Below are 17433 nucleotides of genomic sequence, written 5' to 3'. Positions count from 1 at the left end.
CCAACGCCCCGTCGCGCGCGGTCATCGCCCCGCTCCTGTCCCCGCGCTCTCCCGCGGCCGGTCGCCGCCGGGCGCGCCTTCGGCGGCGGCCTTGCCGGGCAGGAAGGCCAGCACGACCAGCGCGCCGAAGAGAGCGACGGCCGCCGAGCCGAGCGCGGTGATGTGCATGGCGTGGACGAAGGCGTCGTGCGCCGGGCCGATCAGCGCCTGGCCCTTGGGCCCCAGCTTCTCGGCGAGGCCGAGGGTGGCCTCGACGGACTCCCCCGCCGCGTGCCGCGCGGAGTCGGGCAGCCCGGGGACTGCCGCCAGGGAGTCCTTGATGCCGTCGCGGTAGGTGGCGGAGAGCACCGAGCCGAGCACCGCGACCCCGAGCGCGCCGCCGACCTGGCGGAAGGTGTTGTTGAGCGCCGAGCCGGAGCCGGCCTTCTGGCGCGGCAGCGTCTGCATGACCGTCAGTGTGACGGGCGGCATGATGTGGGCCATCCCCGCGCCCTGGAGGAAGAAGAGCAGTTCCATCACCACGAGGGGGGTGTCCACCCCCAGCAGGGTGAATCCGGCCATGGTCCCGGCCACCAGCAGCATGCCGCCCGCGCACACCGCCCGGACCCCGAACCGCTCGACGACCAGCCGGGTGCGCGGCGCGAAGATCAGCTGGGCGACGGCGAGCGGCAGGATCAGCAGGCCGGAGTCCAGCGCGCTGTAACCGCGCACGCTCTGGATGTAGAAGACCATGAAGAACGTGACGCCCATCAGGGCGAAGAAGACCAGCGCGATCGCGGCGACGGCGGCCGAGAAGGCGGGCTTTCGGAAGTACGAAACATCAATTGCCGGGTGGTCGCTGCGCTTCTCGTACACCACGAACAGCACCAGGATCGCCAGTCCGCCGGCGATCGTGCCGAGCACCTTCGCATCGGAGAAGTCGGCGAGCTGACCGCCCTTGATGATGCCGTACACCAGCAGCACCAGACCCACGACCGACAGCAGCACACCGCCGGGGTCGAGCCGGCCGGGCGCCGGGTCCTTGGAGTCGGGGACCAGCAGCGACATCGCGATCAGCGCGATGATGACAACGGGCACATTGACGAAGAAGACCGAGCCCCACCAGAAGTGCTCGAGCAGCACACCGCCGGTGATCGGGCCGATCGCGATGCCGAGGCCGACGGCCGCGGTCCAGATGCCGATGGCCTTGGGCTGCTCGTCGCGTTCGAAGACGTTCACCAGGATGGCGAGGGTGGCGGGCATCACCAACGCCGCGCCCAGGCCCATCAGCGCCCGGAAGCCGATCAGTTCGCCCGGCGAGCTGGAGTACGCGGCGAGCACCGACCCGATGCCGAAGATCACCATGCCGCTGAGCAGCACCTTTTTACGGCCCAGCCGGTCGCCGAGTAGACCTGCGGTGAACAGCAGCCCGGCGAAGACGAGGGTGTAGGAGTTGATCGCCCATTCCAGCTGGCTCTGGCCGGCGCCGAGCCCTGTCGGCTTGGGCGAGGCGATGGTCTTCATCGCCACGTTGAGTATGGAGTTGTCGAGGACGACGACCAGGACGCTGAGCATCAGCACGACCAGGATCGCCCACCGTCTGCGGTGGATCGCCTCGGGGACGCCGCTCACGGCGGGGGCGTCCTGGGTGTCGGAGGGGGATGCCATATGGCCCAGGCTAGGTCGCGTTCCGATACGGAACCGTCTCGTATTAGAAAGTCTTTGCGAGCCTTTACCCGCCTTTACGGTCCCGCGCACGCCGAGCGGGGTCCCGCGTACGCCGAGCGGGGCCCACTTTCGCCCGGCGGCACCGCATGCCAGCATGGGGGTGGTCCGGGGACGCCGTGAGGGCGCCTCGAGATGACGAACAGGAGCCGTCGCAATGACGCACGTCAGCCCTGCCGGGAAAAAGCCCGACAGCAGCGGGACCGGTCCGCCCGAGGCCGGAAAGGCGCTGTACGGAGGGAAGGGGTCCCGGCGTATCACCGTCCGCGATATCGCCGCCGCCAAGGAGCGCGGCGAGAAGTGGCCCATGCTCACCGCCTATGACGCGATGACCGCCTCCGTCTTCGACGAGGCCGGCATCCCGGTCATGCTGGTCGGCGACTCGATGGGCAACTGCCACCTCGGCTACGAGTCCACCGTGCCGGTCACCATGGACGAGATCACCATCCTGTCCGCCGCCGTCGTACGGGGCACCAAGCGCGCCCTGATCGTCGGCGATCTGCCCTTCGGCTCGTTCCAGGAAGGCCCGGTGCAGGCGCTGCGCAGCGCCACCCGCCTGGTCAAGGAGGCCGGGGTGGGCGCGGTGAAGCTGGAGGGCGGCGAGCGCTCCGCCCACCAGATCGAGCTGCTGGTCCAGTCCGGCATCCCGGTCATGGCCCACGTCGGCCTCACCCCGCAGTCCGTCAACGCGTACGGCGGCTATCCGGTGCAGGGGCGCGGTGAGGAGGCCGCGCAGCAGCTGCTGCGGGACGCCAAGGCCGTACAGGACGCGGGCGCCTTCGCGGTCGTGCTGGAGACGGTCCCGGCCGAGGTGGCCGGCGAGGTCACCCGCTCGCTGCACATCCCGACCGTGGGCATCGGCGCCGGGCCTGACTGCGACGCACAGGTCCTGGTGTGGACCGATATGGCGGGTCTGACCGGCGGCCGCGTGCCGCGTTTCGTCAAGCAGTACGCGCAGCTGCGCCAGACCCTCGGAGACGCGGCGCGCGCCTTCGCGGAGGATGTCGTCGGCGGCGCCTACCCGGCCGCGGAGCACTCCTTCCACTAGCCACCGCGGCACGCCGACAGCCCGCCGATCTTCCCCCGTCGGCGGGCTGTCTGCCGCCCTGTCTGCTGGATGTCTGCGGCTTGTCTGCGACTTGTCGGTGGGTTGTCGGTAGCGGCTGTCATCGTGGTGGTATGACGCGATACGAACACACGACCAGCGGCGGCAACGCCGTCGAAGTGCGGGGGCTGGTCAAACACTTCGGCGACACGAAAGCCGTCGACGGAGTGGACCTGACCGTGCCCGAGGGCACCGTCCTCGGCGTGCTCGGGCCCAACGGCGCGGGCAAGACCACCCTCGTCCGCTGCCTGTCCACCCTGCTGGTGCCGGACGCCGGCACCGCGATGGTGGCCGGGTACGACGTGGTGCGCCAGCCCCGGCAGCTGCGCCGCACGATCGGGCTGACCGGGCAGTACGCCTCGGTCGACGAGAAGCTTTCCGGCTGGGAGAACCTGTACATGATCGGGCGGCTGCTCGATCTGCCCCGTAAGGACGCCCGCGCGCGGGCGGACGCCATGCTGGAGCGGTTCTCCCTCACCGACGCGGCCAAGCGGGCCGCGCGCACCTACTCCGGCGGTATGCGCCGCCGGCTCGACCTGGCCGCGTCCATGATCGGCCAGCCCGCCGTGCTCTATCTGGACGAGCCGACCACCGGTCTGGACCCGCGCACCCGCAACGAGGTGTGGGACGAGGTCAAGCGGATGGTCTCCGAGGGCTCCACGGTCCTGCTGACCACGCAGTACATGGAGGAGGCCGAGCAGCTGGCGGACGATCTGACGGTCATCGACCAGGGCAAGGTCATCGCCGAGGGCCGGGTCAACGAGCTCAAGGCCAAGGTCGGCGGCCGCACCCTGCAGATCCGCCCGACCGACCCGGAAGAGCTGCACCGCATGGTCGGCGCCATCGCCCAGGCGGGGCTCGACGGCGTCGGCGGCGCTACCGCGGATGTGGAGGAGGGCCTGGTCAATGTGCCGATCATCAGCGATGAGCAGCTGACCGCCGTGATCGGCCTGCTCGGCGAGCGCGGCTTCGCGATCTCCGGGATCGACACCCATCTGCCCAGCCTGGACGAGGTGTTCCTGGCCATCACCGGCCAGAAGACGTCCATAGCCGAGACGCACGACGCACTTGAGGAGGTCGCCGCGTGAGCGCCGCGACGGTGAGTTCCGCGCCCGTGAAGGCGCTGCCCGGAGAGGGCCGGATCGGGCTGCGCGCCAATCTGCGCCATATCGGCGCGCTGGTGCGGCGTAACGCGCTGCAGATCAAGCAGGACCCGGAGTCGATGTTCGACGCCCTGCTGATGCCGATCGTCTTCTCGCTGCTGTTCGTGTACGTCTTCGGCGGCGCGGTGGCGCAGGGCGACCGGAGCGCCTATGTGAACTACTTCATCCCCGGGATGATGGCGATGGGCGGGCTGAACATCGCGATGTCGGTCGGCACCGGCGTCAATGACGACTTCAACAAGGGCGTCATGGACCGCTTCCGCACGATGCCCATCGCCCGCTCCTCGGTGCTGATCGCCAAGCTGATCGTGGAGACCGGCCGGATGCTGGTGTCCACCGTGGTCCTGCTGGTCATGGGCTTCATCATGGGGTTCGACCTCAAGACCGGCCCCGTCGAGCTGCTGGCCGCGGTCGCCCTGGCCCTGTTCTTCGGCTCCTCGTTGACCTGGATATTCATGCTGCTCGGCCTGTCGTTGAAGACCCCTCAGGCCGTGCAGGGACTGGGGTTCCTCGTGATCATGCCGCTGCAGTTCGGCTCGTCCATCTTCGCCCCGACGGCGACCATGCCGGGGTGGCTGCAGTCCTTCACCAAGTACAACCCGCTGTCCCAGCTCGCGGACGGGGCCCGGGCGCTGACCAGTGGTCATGGGGCGGTGGCGCATCCGGTGACCATGGTCGTGATCTGGGCGCTGGCCATCACGGTGGTCACCGCACCGCTGGCGGTGGCGAAGTTCCGCAACAAGACCTGAACCGCGCGCAGCACAGCAACCCGCAGCACCCGCCGCCTCATACGAGCGGCCTCGTACGAGCCGCCTCATACGAGGGCGGTGGCCTCCTCCAGGGACAGGCCGCCGCCCTCGGCGTATGCCCGCTCGTACGCCGCCTCGCCCAGCCGGTCCCGCGCCGCGGCCACCGTCCGCTCGCGGTTGGTGACCTCCATCGTCGTGACGAGATAGCCGGTCGGCCGCAGCACGTCGTACGCGCCGACCAGCCGCGCCGCGGTCTCGGCATGCGCAGCGCCGCCCAGCGCGGCCAGCGCCCGGGCGCCGATCAGGACGTTGACGATCTGCATCTGCGGCGCGATCATCCGGGCCAGCGGGTCGCTGCCCTTGGCCAAGGCTCCCCGCAGCGTCAACAAGGCGTCCGCGGGACGTCCTTCGAGCAGATCCAGCCAGCCGAGCAGCCCCCCCACGAGCCCTTGGAAGATGTCGAGCGCACGCTGGTCGAACACCGCCAGCACCTGCTCCAGATGGTCCCGCGCCTCCTGGGTGGCCCCCCTGTTGCCGCACCGCATGGCGAGATGCAGCCGGGCGTACGCCAGCGCCTCGGCCTCCATATGCTGCCCCTGCTCCACCACCTCGCGCAGGATCCGCTCGCCCTCGGCGACCTTCGCCGCCACCCCGCTCTCGACCATCACCCCGGCCAGCCGGGCCCGCAACAGCGACACCTGCGACAGCGCGCCGAGCTGCTCGGCACAGCCGATCGCCGCGCGGTAGTCGGCGGCGGCCGCCTCGCTCTCGCCGCGCTGCTCCAGCAGCTCGCCGCGGCCGGACAGGGCCTCGGCCACGCCCCACACATCCCCGAGCCGGGTGAAGATCTCCAGGCTCTCGTCGGCGGCCCGCCGCGCCTCGTCGGTGTCCTCCACCCGGTCGCCCAGGATCTTGGCGCGCAGCTGCAGGATCAGGGCGGTCTCCCACTCGTAGCCGAGCTCCCGGCAGCTGCGCACCCCCTCTTCGACGATCTCCCGCAGCAGCGGGAAGTCGCCCGTGAGCAGCACGGCGTAGAACCACATGAAGCCCGGTACGCGGCAGTTCTGCGGCAGCCCCGGACGGTACGCGGAGATGATCCCCTCAAGTTCGCGCCGCGCCTCCTCGCTGCCCAACTTCCGCATATCGCCGTCGATATTGGACAGCCCGATCAGCCGCACCCCGCGCCGCGCCTCCTCGAGCAGGTCGGGCGGCATGGGCGGCGGCCGGTCCGTGGAGGCCGGGAGGAGCGGGGGCGCCGAGGCCACGGGCGGCGCGAAGGGGTTGGGGCCGAGCGCCGCCGCGGCGGCCGACCAATGGCGCGCATCACCGCGGTGGCCGCGCAGCTGCCAGAACCAGCCGAGCGACAGCACCAGGCACAGCGCCTCCTGCTCATCGCGCGCGGCGACGGCGCGGCGCAGCGCGGCCCGCAGGTTGTCGTGCTCCGCCTCCAGCCGGTCGAGCCATACGCGCTGCTCCCGGCCGCGCAGCAGGGGGTCGGCGGTGCGGGCCAGCTCCCGGTAGGCGACCAGGTGCCGCCGCTCGACCACCGGGCGCTCCCCGGCCTGTTCGAGCCGTTCGGCGGCGTACTCGGCGACGGTCTCCAGCAGCCGGTAGCGCATCCCGCCCGCCGCGTCGGGGGTGGCGACGACCAGGGATTTGTCGACGAGCGAGCCGAGCAGGGCGGTGACGTCGAGGGGATCGACCGCGCCGGCCCTCTCAACTCCGTCGCCCGGGTCTCTCGGGTCGCCCGGGTCTCTCGGGTCGCCCGGGTCCCCGCATACGGCCTCGGCGGCGGCCAGGTCGCAGCCGCCCGCGAAGACCGACAGCCGGCGCAGCACGGTGCGCTCCCGCTCGTCGAGCAGGTCCCAGGACCAGTCGACGACCGCGCGCAGCGTCTGCTGGCGGGGCAGTACGGTCCGGCTGCCGCTGGTCAGCAGGCGGAAGCGGTCGTCGAGCCGGTCGGCGAGCTGACGCGGGGTGAGCGACCGCAGCCGCGCCGCGGCCAGCTCGATGGCCAGCGGCAGACCGTCGAGCCTGCGGCAGATCTCGGCGCAGGCCGCCGGGTCGTCGTCCACCCGGAAGCCGGGCCGGGCCGCCGCGCCCCGGTCCTGGAGCAGCCGCAGCGCGACGGGGTCCGGCAGCGGATCCACGGGGCGCACCAGCTCGCCCGGGACGGCCAGCGGCTCCCGGCTGGTGGCCAGGAGGGTGACGCCGGGGCAGCGGGTGAGCAGGGTCTCGGCGAGCCGGGCGGCGGCATCGACGAGGTGTTCGCAGTTGTCGAGCACGATCAGCATGCGGCGCGGCGCGCAGTGCTCCACGAGCCGCGCGAGCGGGTCGAACGTGGTCGGGTCGGCCGCGGCCCGCAGCCCTTCCGCGGCGGTGCTGCGGATGACGGTCTGGCGCGCCCCGAGCGCGGTGAGCACCGTCTCGGGCACGGTCCCCGGGTCGTCCACGGGCGCCAGCTCGGCCAGCCAGACGCCGTCCGGCCAGGCCTCCACCACCGATTCGGCGGCCTCCTGCGACAGCCGTGTCTTCCCGGCCCCACCGGGCCCGAGGAGGGTGATGAGCCGGTGCTGCCCGGCCAGGTCCGCGCGCAGCACGCCGAGATCCGTCTCACGGCCGACGAAGCTGGTGAGCCGGGCCCGCAGATTGCCGCTCCGCACCCCGGGCCGGGCATCCGGCCGCCGGGGCGGCGCACCTTCGGAGACCGGCCGCGGCGCGGCAGACGCAGCGGCTACGGCAGATGCAACGGCTACGGCAGACGCCGCCGGGTCCAGCAGCTCGGCGTGGAGCGCGCGCAGGGCGGGGCCGGGGTCAGCGCCGAGCCGGTCGGCGATCTCGACGCGGATCGCCTCGTACGCGGTCAGCGCCTCCGCCGGGCGGCCCGCGTCGCGCAGGGCACGGATCCGCAGGGCGTGCAGGGGCTCGTCGAAGGGATGCGCGGCGCAGAGTTCGGCAAGCTGGGGCAGGGCCTGGTCGGCCCGGCCGAGGGCGAGGTCGGCGGCGATACGGCAGCGACGGGCGTCCAGCCGGCGGGCCTCGGCCCGGGCCGCCGCCGAGCCGCCGCCGGGGAGGTCGGCGAGGGCCGGGCCGCGCCACAGGGCGAGGGCGTCGTCGAGGACGGCGGCGGCCTTGGCCGGGTCGCCGTCGTCCAGGGCCCTGGCCCCCTCGTCCACGAGGCGTTCGAAGCGGTGCAGATCGACGTCGTCGCGGTCGGCGCACAGCCGGTAGCCGCCGGGGACCGAGCGCACGGCGTCCTTGCCGAGGGCCCTGCGCAGGCGGCCGACGAGGGCCTGCAGCGCGCCGTTCCCGTCGGCGGGCGGGTCGGCGTCCCAGATCTCCTCGATCAGCGCGCCGGTGGTGTGCGCCCGTCCGGGGTGCAGCGCCAGTACGGCCAGCAGCGCGCGCAGACGGGTGCCGCCGAGCGCGACGGGGGTGCCGTCGTCGCGTCGGGCCTGGGTGGTGCCGAGTATGGCGTAGCGCACCGACCTATTGTCATGCACGGCGGCGGCTGGTCCGCTCAGCTGTTCGCCCCTAGCATCGCCCCGGAACTCCCCGCACCCCGCTCGACGTTTCCCGATCACCCCACCGCACAGCCCCACCCCCACGGAGAGACATCACGCATGGCCACCGCAGTCAGCCGCCGCAATCGGCGGATCAGTCCCGTGTTCCTCGCCTTGGTCGCGATCATGGGCGTGTCCGGATGGGCGGTGTGGACAGACTTCTCGGCGAGCCCCGGCTTCGCCGTCTTCCTCTTCGTGGTCTCCGGCTGGATCGTGTCGCTGTGCCTGCACGAGTACGCCCATGCGCGCACCGCCCTGCACGGCGGTGATATCTCGATCGGCGCCAAGGGCTATCTGACCCTCAACCCGCTGAAGTACACGCATGTGGCGCTGAGCATCGTGCTGCCCGTGCTCTTCGTGATCATGGGCGGGATCGGGCTCCCCGGCGGGGCGGTGTTCATCGAGCGGCACCGCATCCGCGGGCGCTGGAAGCACAGCCTGATCTCGGCCGCCGGCCCGCTGACGAATGTCGCGTTCGCCATCGTGCTGACCGCGCCGTTCTGGCTCGGGGTGGACGGTGTGCCCGAGGTGTTCCGCTACGCGCTCGCGTTCCTGGCGATGCTGCAGGTCACCGCGGCGATCTTGAACTTTCTCCCGGTCCCGGGGCTCGACGGGTACGGGGTGATCGAGCCGTGGCTGTCGTACCGCGTACGGCGGCAGGTGGAGCCGTACGCTCCGTTCGGCCTGATCGCGGTGTTCGGTGTGCTGTGGATACCGGAGGTCAACACGGTCTTCTTCGACGCCATCGACGCGGTGATGCGGGCGCTGGGCGTCTCGGCGTGGGAGACGAGCTGGGGTCAGGAGTTCTTCCGCTTCTGGAAGGGCGAGCCCCAGCTGTACTAGACCGAGGCCTCCCGGGCGCCCTCACCGACGGCGGCCCGGTCCATCTTGGCCTTGCGCAGGTAGTACCAGGCCATGTTGGAGGAGAGGCCCGCGAGCAGGATCCACACGACGCCGATCCAGCTGCCCCGCGCGAAGGACACGACCGCCGCGACGGCGGCGAGGGCGCAGACGGCGAGGGCGTAGAGGGCCAGTCGGGGCATGGGGTCGGCTCCTGTCCGGGGATGTGTCAGTCCCGGCCATTGTCCCCCATGCCCCGCCCCGCTCCGCTTCCGGTGGGCGGCCCCGGTCAGACGTCGGTGATCCGCAGGCCCGCGTGCGCCTTGTAGCGGCGGTTCGTCGAGATCAGGTTGGCGACCAGCGACTCGACCTGGTGGGCGTTGCGCAGCCGCCCCGCGAATACGCCCCGCATCCCGGGGATCCGGGCCGCCAGCGCCTGCACCAGGTCCGTATCGGCGCGGCTCTCGCCCAGCACCATCACATCCGTGTCGATCCGCTCGACCTCGGGGTCCTGCAGCAGCACCGCCGACAGATGGTGGAAGGCGGCGGTCACCCGCGAGTCGGGCAGCAGGGCCGCGGCCTGCTCGGCGGCGCTGCCTTCCGCGGGCTTGAGCGCGTAGGCGCCCTTCTTGTCGAAGCCGAGCGGGTTCACACAGTCGACGACGAGCTTGCCGCTCAGCTCCTCGCGCAGCGCCTCCAGGGTCTTGCCGTGGCCCTCCCACGGCACCGCGACGATCACGACATCGCTGCGCCGCGCGCATTCGGCGTTCTCCGCGCCCTCGATGCCGTACTGCGCGCCGCCCAGCTCCTCGGCCGCGGTGCGCGCCCGCTCCGCGGCCCGGGAGCCGATGATGACCTTCTGGCCCACCCGGGCCAGCCGGTACGCCAGCCCGCGCCCCTGGTCGCCGGTGCCGCCGAGCACGCCGACGACCAGGTCGGACACATCGGGCAGGTCCCAGGGGTCCTTGGCGGGGGCCTTCTTCGCAGGAGTCGCGTCACCAGCAGCAGTAGAAGTCATGACAGCGATACTGACACGCCCTATGACGCGGACACGCCCCGGTCACGCCTTGACGCTGCCCTCCGTCAGCCCGGTGCGCCAGTACCTCTGCAGAACCCCCATCAGCACCATCAGCGGCAGTACGGACAGGAAGGCGCCGCCGACCGTGTACTGGTAGAGCTCGGGCTGCCGGTCCGCGTACCCCTGCCAGGAGGTGAGCCCCAGCTGGATCGGGTACAGATCGGAGTCCGAGAGCATGACCAGCGGCAGGAAGAAGTTGTTCCAGATATGCACGAACTGGAACAGGAACACGGTCACCAGCGCCGGGGTCATCAGCCGCAGCCCGAGCGTGGAGAAGATCCGCGCCTCGCCCGCGCCGTCGATCCGCGCCGCCTCCAGCAGTGAGTCGGGCACGGCGGCGGCCGCGTAGATCCGGCACAGATAGACCCCGAAGGGGCTGACCACGCTGGGCAGCAGCACCGCGGCATAGGTGTTGGCGAGCCCCATCTCGCTGAAGAGGAGATACAGCGGGAGGGCGAGCGCGGTGCCCGGGATGAGCACCCCGGCGAGGATGACGTTGAAGACGCCCTCCCGCCCGGGGAAGGGGAACTTGGCCAGGGCGTACCCGGCGGCGGCCGACAGCAGGGTGGCGGCCAGCGCGCCGACGCCCGCGTACATCAGGCTGTTGGCGAACCAGCGGACGTAGATGCCGTCGTCGTAGGTCAGCACCCGGTGCAGATAGTCGATGGGGTGCGGATCGTGGAACCAGAAGCCGAAGGTGCCGAAGAGGTCGCTGCTGGACTTGGTCGACGACACCACGAGCCAGTAGACCGGGACCAGGAAGTAGACGGCCGCGACGGCGAGCAGCGAGACGGTGATGATGCGGTAGCGCAGCGGCGGCTGCCGGCCGTCCCGGCGGCGGCCGGGGCGGCGCGGTGCGCTCGCACCGGTGCCCGGCGCCGGGGTGCCGTCCGCCGGGATCTGCTGGGTGACCTCGGTGCTCACCTGCTCGTCCCGCCCTTCCCCTTGGACCCTCTGGGCTCTCGCTGTCCCACGAGCCTGAGGAAGCTGAAGGACAGTACGCAGGCGACGAGTGCGAGCAGCACCGCCTCAGCCGCCGCGATGTGCTGGTTGTTGCTGGTGAACGCCTCGTTGTAGGCGGCCAGATTGGGTGTGTAGCCGGAGTCGATGGAGTTGCTGAGCGGTTTGAGCACCTTGGGTTCGGCGAACAGCTGGAGGGTGCCGATGATGCTGAAGACGGTGGTCAGCACGAGCGCGGGCCGGATCAGCGGCAGCTTGATATGCCAGGCGATCTGCCAGGCCCTGGCCCCGTCGATACGCGCCGCCTCGTACAGCTCACCGGGCACGGACTTCAGCTGCGCGATCAGCACCAGCATGTTGTAGCCGGTGAACTGCCAGGTGACGATGTTGGCGATGGACCACAGCACGGTGGAGCGGCCCAGGAAGTCCACGTCCCAGCCCGCCGAGTGGGCCATCTCCACCAGAGGGCTGATGCCCGGTACGTAGAGGAAGCCCCACAGGATCGAGGCGATGACGCCGGGCACCCCGTACGGCAGGAAGAAGGCCGTCCGGAAGAAGCCCACCCAGCGGGCGGACGCCGCCTCCAGCAGCAGCGCGAGCCCGGTGGCCAGCACGATCATCACCGGGATCTGGACGGCGCCGAACAGCAGCACCCGCCCGAATCCGGCGGTGAAGCGGTCGTCCTCCAGTGCGTGCGTGTAGTTGTAGAGGCCCGCCCAGACCTCCTTGGTCTCGCCGCCGAGGCCGAGCGCGCCGGTGCGCTCGACCCTCAGCAGACTCTCGTACAGGGCATATCCGATGGGTGCGATGAAGCACAGCAGGAACAGCGCGAGGAAAGGCAGCAGAAACCCGGCCGCCGCCCGCGCGCTGCGGGCCTCCGTGTGGGTGGGGCGTCTCACCCGGCCTTCACCTGCAGTCCCTTTTCCTTCAGATCGGTGATCGTCTCGCCCTGCACCTTCTTCAGTACGGACCGGAAGGAGCCGCCGTCGCCGAGGGCCCCGGTGAAGGCGTCGCCGAGCCGCTGGTAGAGGGTGTCGGTGGCCGGGCCCCAGCGCCAGCTGGTGTCCACGCCCTTGCTCGCGGCGTCGAACACCTTGCTGTACTCCTGGCCGCCCATGAAGTCCTTGTGCACATCCAGCTGGGAGGTGGTGTAGCCCTGCTTGGCGGCCGGGGTGCCATAGCCGTTGTCGATCAGAAGCTTGATCGACTCGGGGTCGGTGTTGAGCCAGATCGCGAACTTGAGCGCGTCCTGGGGGTACTTGCTCTTGGCGAAGACCGCGGTGGTGGACCCGCCCCAGTTGGCGAAGGCCCCATCGCCCTTCTTCCACTGCGGCATGGGCACGACCCGCCACTTTCCGCTGGTCTTCGGGGCGTTGCCGACCAGCAGCGCATCGCCCCAGCTGGCGCCGAGCCAGGAGGCCATCGCGCCGGTCTGGACGTCCTTGTACCAGGCGTTCTGCCGGTCCGGGATGGTCTTGATCAGCTTCTGCTTGACCAGCGCCTCCCAGTAGTCGGCGACCTTACGGGTCGGCTCGTCGTCGATGGACACCAGCCAGGTGTCGCCCTCGGAGCCGAACCAGCGCGCCCCGGCCTGCCAGGCCAGGCCCGCGAAACGGTTGCCGTTGGTCGCCGAGAAGGTCTCGATCCAGGCGCCCTTCTTACGGATCGCCTTGGCCGCCGCCTCGTACTCGTCCCAGGTGGTGGGCGGCTCGATGTCCCACTTGTCGAACAGGTCCTGACGGATGAACAGGCCCATCGGACCGGACGCCTGCGGTACGGCGTAGACCGCCTTGCCGAACACCGACTGCTGCCACTGCCAGCCGACGAACTTGTCCTTGTACTTGTCGACCCCGTACTTGGTGAGGTCCAGCAGACCGTTGTCGATGAGGAAGCTGGGCACGACCGGGTACTCGATCTGGCCGAGGTCCGGCGGGTTGCCCGCCTTGATCGCGGCGTGCATCTTCGCGTACTGGGCGCCGTCCACGGCCGAGACCTTCTCGACCTTGACCTGCACCTCGGGGTTCTTGCTGTTCCACAGGTCGACGGGCTTGTCGATGCCCGGCACCCAGGACCAGAAGGTCAGCGAGATCTTCTCGCCCTTCTTACGGCCCTTGGGCTCGTCGTCCCCGTCGTCCGAGCCGCAGCCCGCGAGGGCGAAGCCGGCCGCCGCGGCGGCCGCGCCGCCCAGGACGGCGCGCCGCCCGGGGGCCTGGAGGGGACCGTGAGAACTGTGGTGGTGCATCTTGCTCATACCAGCTCCTTCACCGGAATGCGCCGGAAGGTGATCGTCGAGTAGGCGCTGAAGTCGCCGGTCTCGTACAGCAGTCCGACGGTCGCGTCATCGATCCTGACCAGATCGGAGTAGGCGGCCGGCAGCCCGTCGACGGTGTGCGCGGGCCGCCAGGTGACCCCGCCGTCACGGCTGGCCCGCACGGTCATCAGGGCCCGGTAGCCGGGGTCGGCGGGCCCCGAGAACAGCAGCACGCCTGCCGCGCTCCCTACTGCCGGACGGTCCAGGTGCAGCACGCTGCCCTCGACGACCGGCGCGACCAGCCCGGCCTGCGGCCTGAAGGGCGTATCGAGGGTCGCGCCGCCGTCGGACGAGTAGGCGTCGGCCCGGTTGCCGGGCGCGTTCGCGTCGCTGCGGGTGTTGAAGTAGATCCGGCCGTCGGGGAGTTCGGCCGCGGTGGTCTCATTCGCGTTGATGTAGCCGTCGGGGTTGTCCTCGACGTATCCGATCCGCCAGGTGGCGCCGTCGTCGTCGCTGAGCAGATCGTGCCCGCCGTCGTACTTCCCCTCGGCCCCGGTGTCCCCGGCGACGGTCGGCGGCGTCGAGTGGTTGCCGGGGACGACGATCCGGCCCGGCCAGGAGCCATGGCGTAACCGCAGGGCGTGGCCGGGCGTGGTGGCGTACCAGCGCCACTCCGGCCGCTTCGCCTCACCGGTGATCTCCCGGGCCGCGCTCCAGCTCGCCCCGTCGTCGTCGCTGTGCGTCACCCACACCCGCCGCCCGTCGGCCGCTGACACCTCGCCGAGCCGGATCCGGGTCTCGGTGGCGGTGGCCGCGCTGGTCACATGGACCAGGACGACCCGGCCGCCGGCGGTGACCACGGGCGCCGGATTCCCGGCCGTGCCGTCGCCGTGCTGCGCGACGACCTGTAAGGGCCCCCAGGTCCGGCCGCCGTCGACCGAACGCTTGAGGACGAGGTCGATGTCGCCGTGGTCGGCGGAGGACCCCACCCGCCCCTCGGCGAAGGCCAGGAGCGTCCCGGCCGCCGTCGCCACCACCGCCGGAATGCGGTAGCTCGCATACCCGTCGGCCCCCGCCCGGAACGGCACGGAGACCTCGTACGCACGCGCTGCCACACCGCTTGCCATCCGACCTCCGATGCCCCGTTGCAATCGAGTGCCGCCGCCAAAATGACCGGACGTAGGACGTCCCTTGTGTGCCGCGACCTTAGGGTTCGCCTCACAGAGCGTCAAGGGACGGCGCATGAACACTTGGCGGCGGATCCGTCGAAGGATGCAGGGAGCCGCCACTGATCTCGTCCGCCGGGCGGAGGTTCCGTCAGGCGGCGGCTCATAGCGTGACGTTGTCCCCCAGCCCCCATGACGAAGGACAGCGCACCACGATGACCAAGGCCCTCAAGCAGCTCCTCGAAGGAAGCGTCACCCTCGTCGCCGGGCTGGCGCTGTGGCTGTTCACCGGGGACGTCGAGCTCCCCGTCGTGACCCTCACCAAGGTCGGGGTCGTGATGATGTGCTGGGGCGGCGCCCAGCTGCTCTACGGCTCGTACCTGGGCGTGGCCGGCCAACGCTCGAAGGGGTGAGGCGTTCGAAGCCGCTCAAAGGGGTGAGACCGGCCCGATTCGCCCCCGCCGCCCCGCGCGCCGGGGCAGGATCCGGGTGCCATGGACGCCGTACGGGTCGCGCTGCTGCGCGACGTACTCGCCGGAACCGAATGGCTGCGCGCCACCCGCCGCTTCGCGGGCTCCCTGCGGGCCTCGGTCGAGCCGCGCGGGGGCGGGCTGCTGCTGGTCGGCAGCGAGGAGTACGAGCCCTGGCACCTGGCCGCGCACCTCGACGACGAGGCCGCCTGGTCCGGTCTGCCCGAGCTGTCCCCCACCCTCGTACGCCACCGGGTCCCCGACGGCGCGGCCCCCGCGCATCTGTCCGTCGGCCTCAGCCGGCTGGAGCGCGCCAGGCGCGGCGAGACGCTGCTCGTGGTCGCGCCGGACGACCCGGGGGCCGGACTGCTGGAGCGGGTGCACGGTGCGCGCCGGAGCGGGGCCACCGTGCTCGCGCTCGACGGCGGCCACGCCGAACTGCACGCCCTCGCGCATGACGCGCTGGCCGCCCCGGCCGATGCGGGCCTCGATCTGGACACCCTCCAACACCTGGTCAGCGCCGCCGCCGGGGAGAACAGCCCGCCCGTGCCGCCCGGCCGCCGCCGCTTCCGCGACCGCCTCGCCCGGCTGGCCGACCGGCTGACGGCCCCGCCACCGGCCTCCTGGTAGACCCGGTGGAGCGGCATGGCGGGAAAAATTCGTTTGTGGGCGGCGCGGACGGCGCTTGAGCATGGCCCCTTGTGACGGACGATCCGCATCCCCCGCCGCCGGGGGCGCGTTGGCGCGCCCTGCTGCCCGATCTCGCGCCCTGGCGCTCCTCCCGCGACTTCCGCCTGTTGTGGACCGCGGGCCTGGTGACCTCCTTCGGCACCTTCCTGACCATGGTCGCGCTGCCGCTGCAGATCAAGGAGTTGACCGGGTCGGCCCTCGCCGTCGGCGCGATCGGCGCGGTCGAGCTGGTGCCGCTCATCGTCTTCGGCCTGTACGGCGGGGCGCTCGCCGACGCCGTCGACCGCCGGAAGCTGATCCTGCTCACCGAGGTGGGCCTGGGCCTGCTGTCCGCGCTGCTGCTGGCCAACAGCCTGCTCCCCGATCCCATGCTGTGGCCGCTGTATGTCGTGGCCGCTCTGACCAGCGCGCTCACCGGGCTGCAGCGCCCGGCCATCGACTCGATCACGGTCCGAATCGTCCCGCACGACCAGCTCACCGCGGCCGCCGCGCTGAGCTCGATCCGCTGGCAGCTGTCCGCCGTCGCGGGCCCCTCGCTCGCGGGCGTCGTCGTCGCATACGCCGGGCTGCCCTTCGCCTACGGCCTGGACCTGCTGACCTTCGCCGTCTCGGTCCTCCTCGGGCTCGGCCTCGCGCCCGCGGCACCCGCCCACGACGCGGAGCAGCCGTCGCTGCGGGCGATCGCCGAGGGCGCGCGCTACGCCTGGCGGCGCAAGGAGCTGCTGGGCACCTACGCGGTGGACATGGCCGCCATGCTGTTCGCCTTCCCCAACGCGATCTTCCCCTTCCTCGCCGACGAACTGGACGCGCCCTGGTCACTCGGCCTGATGTACGCCGCCGGGTCGGTCGGCTCCATCGCGGTGAGCCTGACCAGCGGCTGGGCCTCACGGGTGCACCGGCACGGCCGGATGGTCGTGCTGAGCGCGGCGCTGTGGGGCGCGGCGATGGCCGTGGCGGGATGGCTCCCGAGTGTCTGGCTGGTGCTGCTGTGCCTCGCGGTGGCGGGCGGGGCGGACATGGTCAGCGGGCTGTTCCGCTCGACGATGTGGAACCAGACGATCCCCGACGAGCTGCGGGGGCGGCTGGCGGGCATCGAGCTGCTGTCGTACGCGACGGGTCCTCAGCTGGGCCAGGTCCGGGCCGGCGGCATGGCCGGCCTGGTGGGCGTGCGGGCCTCGGTGTGGGCGGGCGGTCTCGCGTGCGTCGCGTCCATCGGCCTGCTGGCGCTGACCCTGCCGAAACTCATGGCGTACGACGCAAGGACGGACGAACACGCGCGCCGCGTCCGAGAGCGACGCGAGGCGGCGGGCGCGAGGGCGGCGGACTCGGCGGCGGCGTAGGCCGCGGCGGGGCTCCCGCGCCCGGCGGGGCTCCGCCCCCTGCCCCAGACGCCCCGGCTACCGCTGGAGAGCTACGGCCAGCCCTGGCTGGCCGCGACGAAACGCGCGGAGCCCCAACAGCCGACCTCGGGGCAGAGCCCCGCGGGGTTCGGGGCGCGGCCCCAGCTGGATCCGGGACACAGCCCCAGCGGGGCCTGGGGCGCAGCCCTTCAGTTGACCGGAGCCGCAGCCCTCGCAGGGGCCGGGGCGAGCCCCACCAAGGGGCTGGGGCAAGCCCCATCAAGGGCCGGAGCCGCGGCCCCGCCAGGGGCCGGGGCGCAGCCCTCCCGGTCCCGGGGCGCAGCCCCGGTGGTC

The 17433-nt window shown here is 71.7% G+C and carries 15 protein-coding genes; 7 read left to right on the top strand and 8 right to left on the bottom strand.

All coding sequences use genetic code 11. The features are described 5' to 3' along the window. Positions 1-21 precede the first annotated feature (21 nt). Entirely contained in the window at positions 22-1647 is a 1626-nt protein-coding gene (locus CCN51_RS06380; protein ID WP_014180268.1) for an MFS transporter, read from the bottom strand. Positions 1648-1861: 214 nt separating this feature from the next. On the opposite strand from CCN51_RS06380, the gene panB reads away from it, so the two are divergent. The 3 genes from panB to CCN51_RS06365 all read left to right on the top strand — a co-directional run bounded on the left by panB (position 1862) and on the right by CCN51_RS06365 (position 4721). After that, positions 1862-2752, top strand: a complete 891-nt coding sequence (gene panB, locus CCN51_RS06375; RefSeq protein WP_014180267.1) for a 3-methyl-2-oxobutanoate hydroxymethyltransferase — start codon at positions 1862-1864, stop codon at positions 2750-2752. Positions 2753-2883: 131 nt separating this feature from the next. Then, positions 2884-3897: an ATP-binding cassette domain-containing protein gene (locus tag CCN51_RS06370; protein WP_014180266.1), complete on the top strand. Its 1014-nt coding sequence runs from the start codon at positions 2884-2886 to the stop codon at positions 3895-3897. Continuing rightward, the gene (locus tag CCN51_RS06365) at positions 3894-4721 is read left to right on the top strand and encodes an ABC transporter permease (RefSeq protein WP_014180265.1); all 828 of its coding nucleotides are present in this window, start codon (positions 3894-3896) and stop codon (positions 4719-4721) included. Before CCN51_RS06370 ends, CCN51_RS06365 begins: the two co-directional genes overlap by 4 nt. A 65-nt stretch (positions 4722-4786) precedes the next feature. Here CCN51_RS06365 and CCN51_RS06360 read toward each other — a convergent pair whose 3' ends face one another. Further along, positions 4787-8206 carry an AfsR/SARP family transcriptional regulator gene (locus CCN51_RS06360; protein ID WP_086859343.1) on the bottom strand — a complete coding sequence of 1140 codons (3420 nt, stop codon included), beginning with the start codon at positions 8204-8206 and terminating at the stop codon, positions 4787-4789. A gap of 138 nt (positions 8207-8344) precedes the next feature. On the opposite strand from CCN51_RS06360, the gene CCN51_RS06355 reads away from it, so the two are divergent. Further along, positions 8345-9127, top strand: a complete 783-nt coding sequence (locus CCN51_RS06355; RefSeq protein WP_014180263.1) for a site-2 protease family protein — start codon at positions 8345-8347, stop codon at positions 9125-9127. Here CCN51_RS06355 and CCN51_RS06350 read toward each other — a convergent pair. From CCN51_RS06350 to CCN51_RS06325, 6 genes are all read right to left on the bottom strand, one after another. After that, complete coding sequence (locus tag CCN51_RS06350) at positions 9124-9327, bottom strand: hypothetical protein (RefSeq protein ID WP_014180262.1); 204 nt, start codon at positions 9325-9327, stop codon at positions 9124-9126. The genes CCN51_RS06355 and CCN51_RS06350 overlap by 4 nt on opposite strands. Positions 9328-9413: 86 nt before the next feature. Then, positions 9414-10142: an NADPH-dependent F420 reductase gene (gene npdG, locus CCN51_RS06345; protein WP_043487757.1), complete on the bottom strand. Its 729-nt coding sequence runs from the start codon at positions 10140-10142 to the stop codon at positions 9414-9416. A 42-nt stretch (positions 10143-10184) separates the two neighbouring features. Next, positions 10185-11126 carry a carbohydrate ABC transporter permease gene (locus CCN51_RS06340; protein WP_014180260.1) on the bottom strand — a complete coding sequence of 314 codons (942 nt, stop codon included), beginning with the start codon at positions 11124-11126 and terminating at the stop codon, positions 10185-10187. Next, complete coding sequence (locus CCN51_RS06335) at positions 11123-12061, bottom strand: carbohydrate ABC transporter permease (RefSeq protein WP_014180259.1); 939 nt, start codon at positions 12059-12061, stop codon at positions 11123-11125. Before CCN51_RS06335 ends, CCN51_RS06340 begins: the two co-directional genes overlap by 4 nt. Beyond that, positions 12058-13413, bottom strand: coding sequence for an ABC transporter substrate-binding protein (locus tag CCN51_RS06330; RefSeq protein ID WP_014180258.1), 1356 nt, complete (start codon positions 13411-13413; stop codon positions 12058-12060). Before CCN51_RS06330 ends, CCN51_RS06335 begins: the two co-directional genes overlap by 4 nt. Then, on the bottom strand, positions 13410-14540 hold the full coding sequence (locus CCN51_RS06325; protein ID WP_014180257.1) for a sialidase family protein: 1131 nt from the start codon (positions 14538-14540) through the stop codon (positions 13410-13412). Before CCN51_RS06325 ends, CCN51_RS06330 begins: the two co-directional genes overlap by 4 nt. A gap of 254 nt (positions 14541-14794) precedes the next feature. Between CCN51_RS06325 and CCN51_RS06320 the strand changes: the two genes are divergently transcribed. The 3 genes from CCN51_RS06320 to CCN51_RS06310 all read left to right on the top strand — a co-directional run bounded on the left by CCN51_RS06320 (position 14795) and on the right by CCN51_RS06310 (position 17079). Next, positions 14795-14992: a DUF5708 family protein gene (locus CCN51_RS06320; protein WP_014180256.1), complete on the top strand. Its 198-nt coding sequence runs from the start codon at positions 14795-14797 to the stop codon at positions 14990-14992. Positions 14993-15073: 81 nt separating this feature from the next. Continuing rightward, positions 15074-15679: a hypothetical protein gene (locus CCN51_RS06315; RefSeq protein WP_014180255.1), complete on the top strand. Its 606-nt coding sequence runs from the start codon at positions 15074-15076 to the stop codon at positions 15677-15679. A 71-nt stretch (positions 15680-15750) separates the two neighbouring features. Beyond that, a complete protein-coding gene (locus tag CCN51_RS06310; RefSeq protein WP_014180254.1) occupies positions 15751-17079 on the top strand; it encodes an MFS transporter in 1329 nt (442 codons plus the stop codon). Positions 17080-17433: the final 354 nt, after the last annotated feature.

This window comes from Streptomyces milbemycinicus, assembly GCF_002154605.1.
In the GTDB taxonomy this organism is placed as follows: domain Bacteria; phylum Actinomycetota; class Actinomycetes; order Streptomycetales; family Streptomycetaceae; genus Streptomyces; species Streptomyces milbemycinicus.
This window is presented reverse-complemented; position numbering and strand designations above follow the sequence as displayed.

What these genes read in the sequence shown, in the direction of transcription:
- CCN51_RS06380 (WP_014180268.1), bottom strand. Translation starts at nt 1,647, where the DNA reads ATGGCATCCCCCTCCGACACCCAGGACGCCCCCGCCGTGAGCGGCGTC.
- npdG (WP_043487757.1), bottom strand. Translation starts at nt 10,142, where the DNA reads ATGACTTCTACTGCTGCTGGTGACGCGACTCCTGCGAAGAAGGCCCCC.
- CCN51_RS06325 (WP_014180257.1), bottom strand. Translation starts at nt 14,540, where the DNA reads ATGGCAAGCGGTGTGGCAGCGCGTGCGTACGAGGTCTCCGTGCCGTTC.
- CCN51_RS06370 (WP_014180266.1), top strand. Translation starts at nt 2,884, where the DNA reads ATGACGCGATACGAACACACGACCAGCGGCGGCAACGCCGTCGAAGTG.
- CCN51_RS06315 (WP_014180255.1), top strand. Translation starts at nt 15,074, where the DNA reads ATGGACGCCGTACGGGTCGCGCTGCTGCGCGACGTACTCGCCGGAACC.
- CCN51_RS06350 (WP_014180262.1), bottom strand. Translation starts at nt 9,327, where the DNA reads ATGCCCCGACTGGCCCTCTACGCCCTCGCCGTCTGCGCCCTCGCCGCC.
- CCN51_RS06330 (WP_014180258.1), bottom strand. Translation starts at nt 13,413, where the DNA reads ATGAGCAAGATGCACCACCACAGTTCTCACGGTCCCCTCCAGGCCCCC.
- CCN51_RS06320 (WP_014180256.1), top strand. Translation starts at nt 14,795, where the DNA reads ATGACCAAGGCCCTCAAGCAGCTCCTCGAAGGAAGCGTCACCCTCGTC.
- panB (WP_014180267.1), top strand. Translation starts at nt 1,862, where the DNA reads ATGACGCACGTCAGCCCTGCCGGGAAAAAGCCCGACAGCAGCGGGACC.
- CCN51_RS06355 (WP_014180263.1), top strand. Translation starts at nt 8,345, where the DNA reads ATGGCCACCGCAGTCAGCCGCCGCAATCGGCGGATCAGTCCCGTGTTC.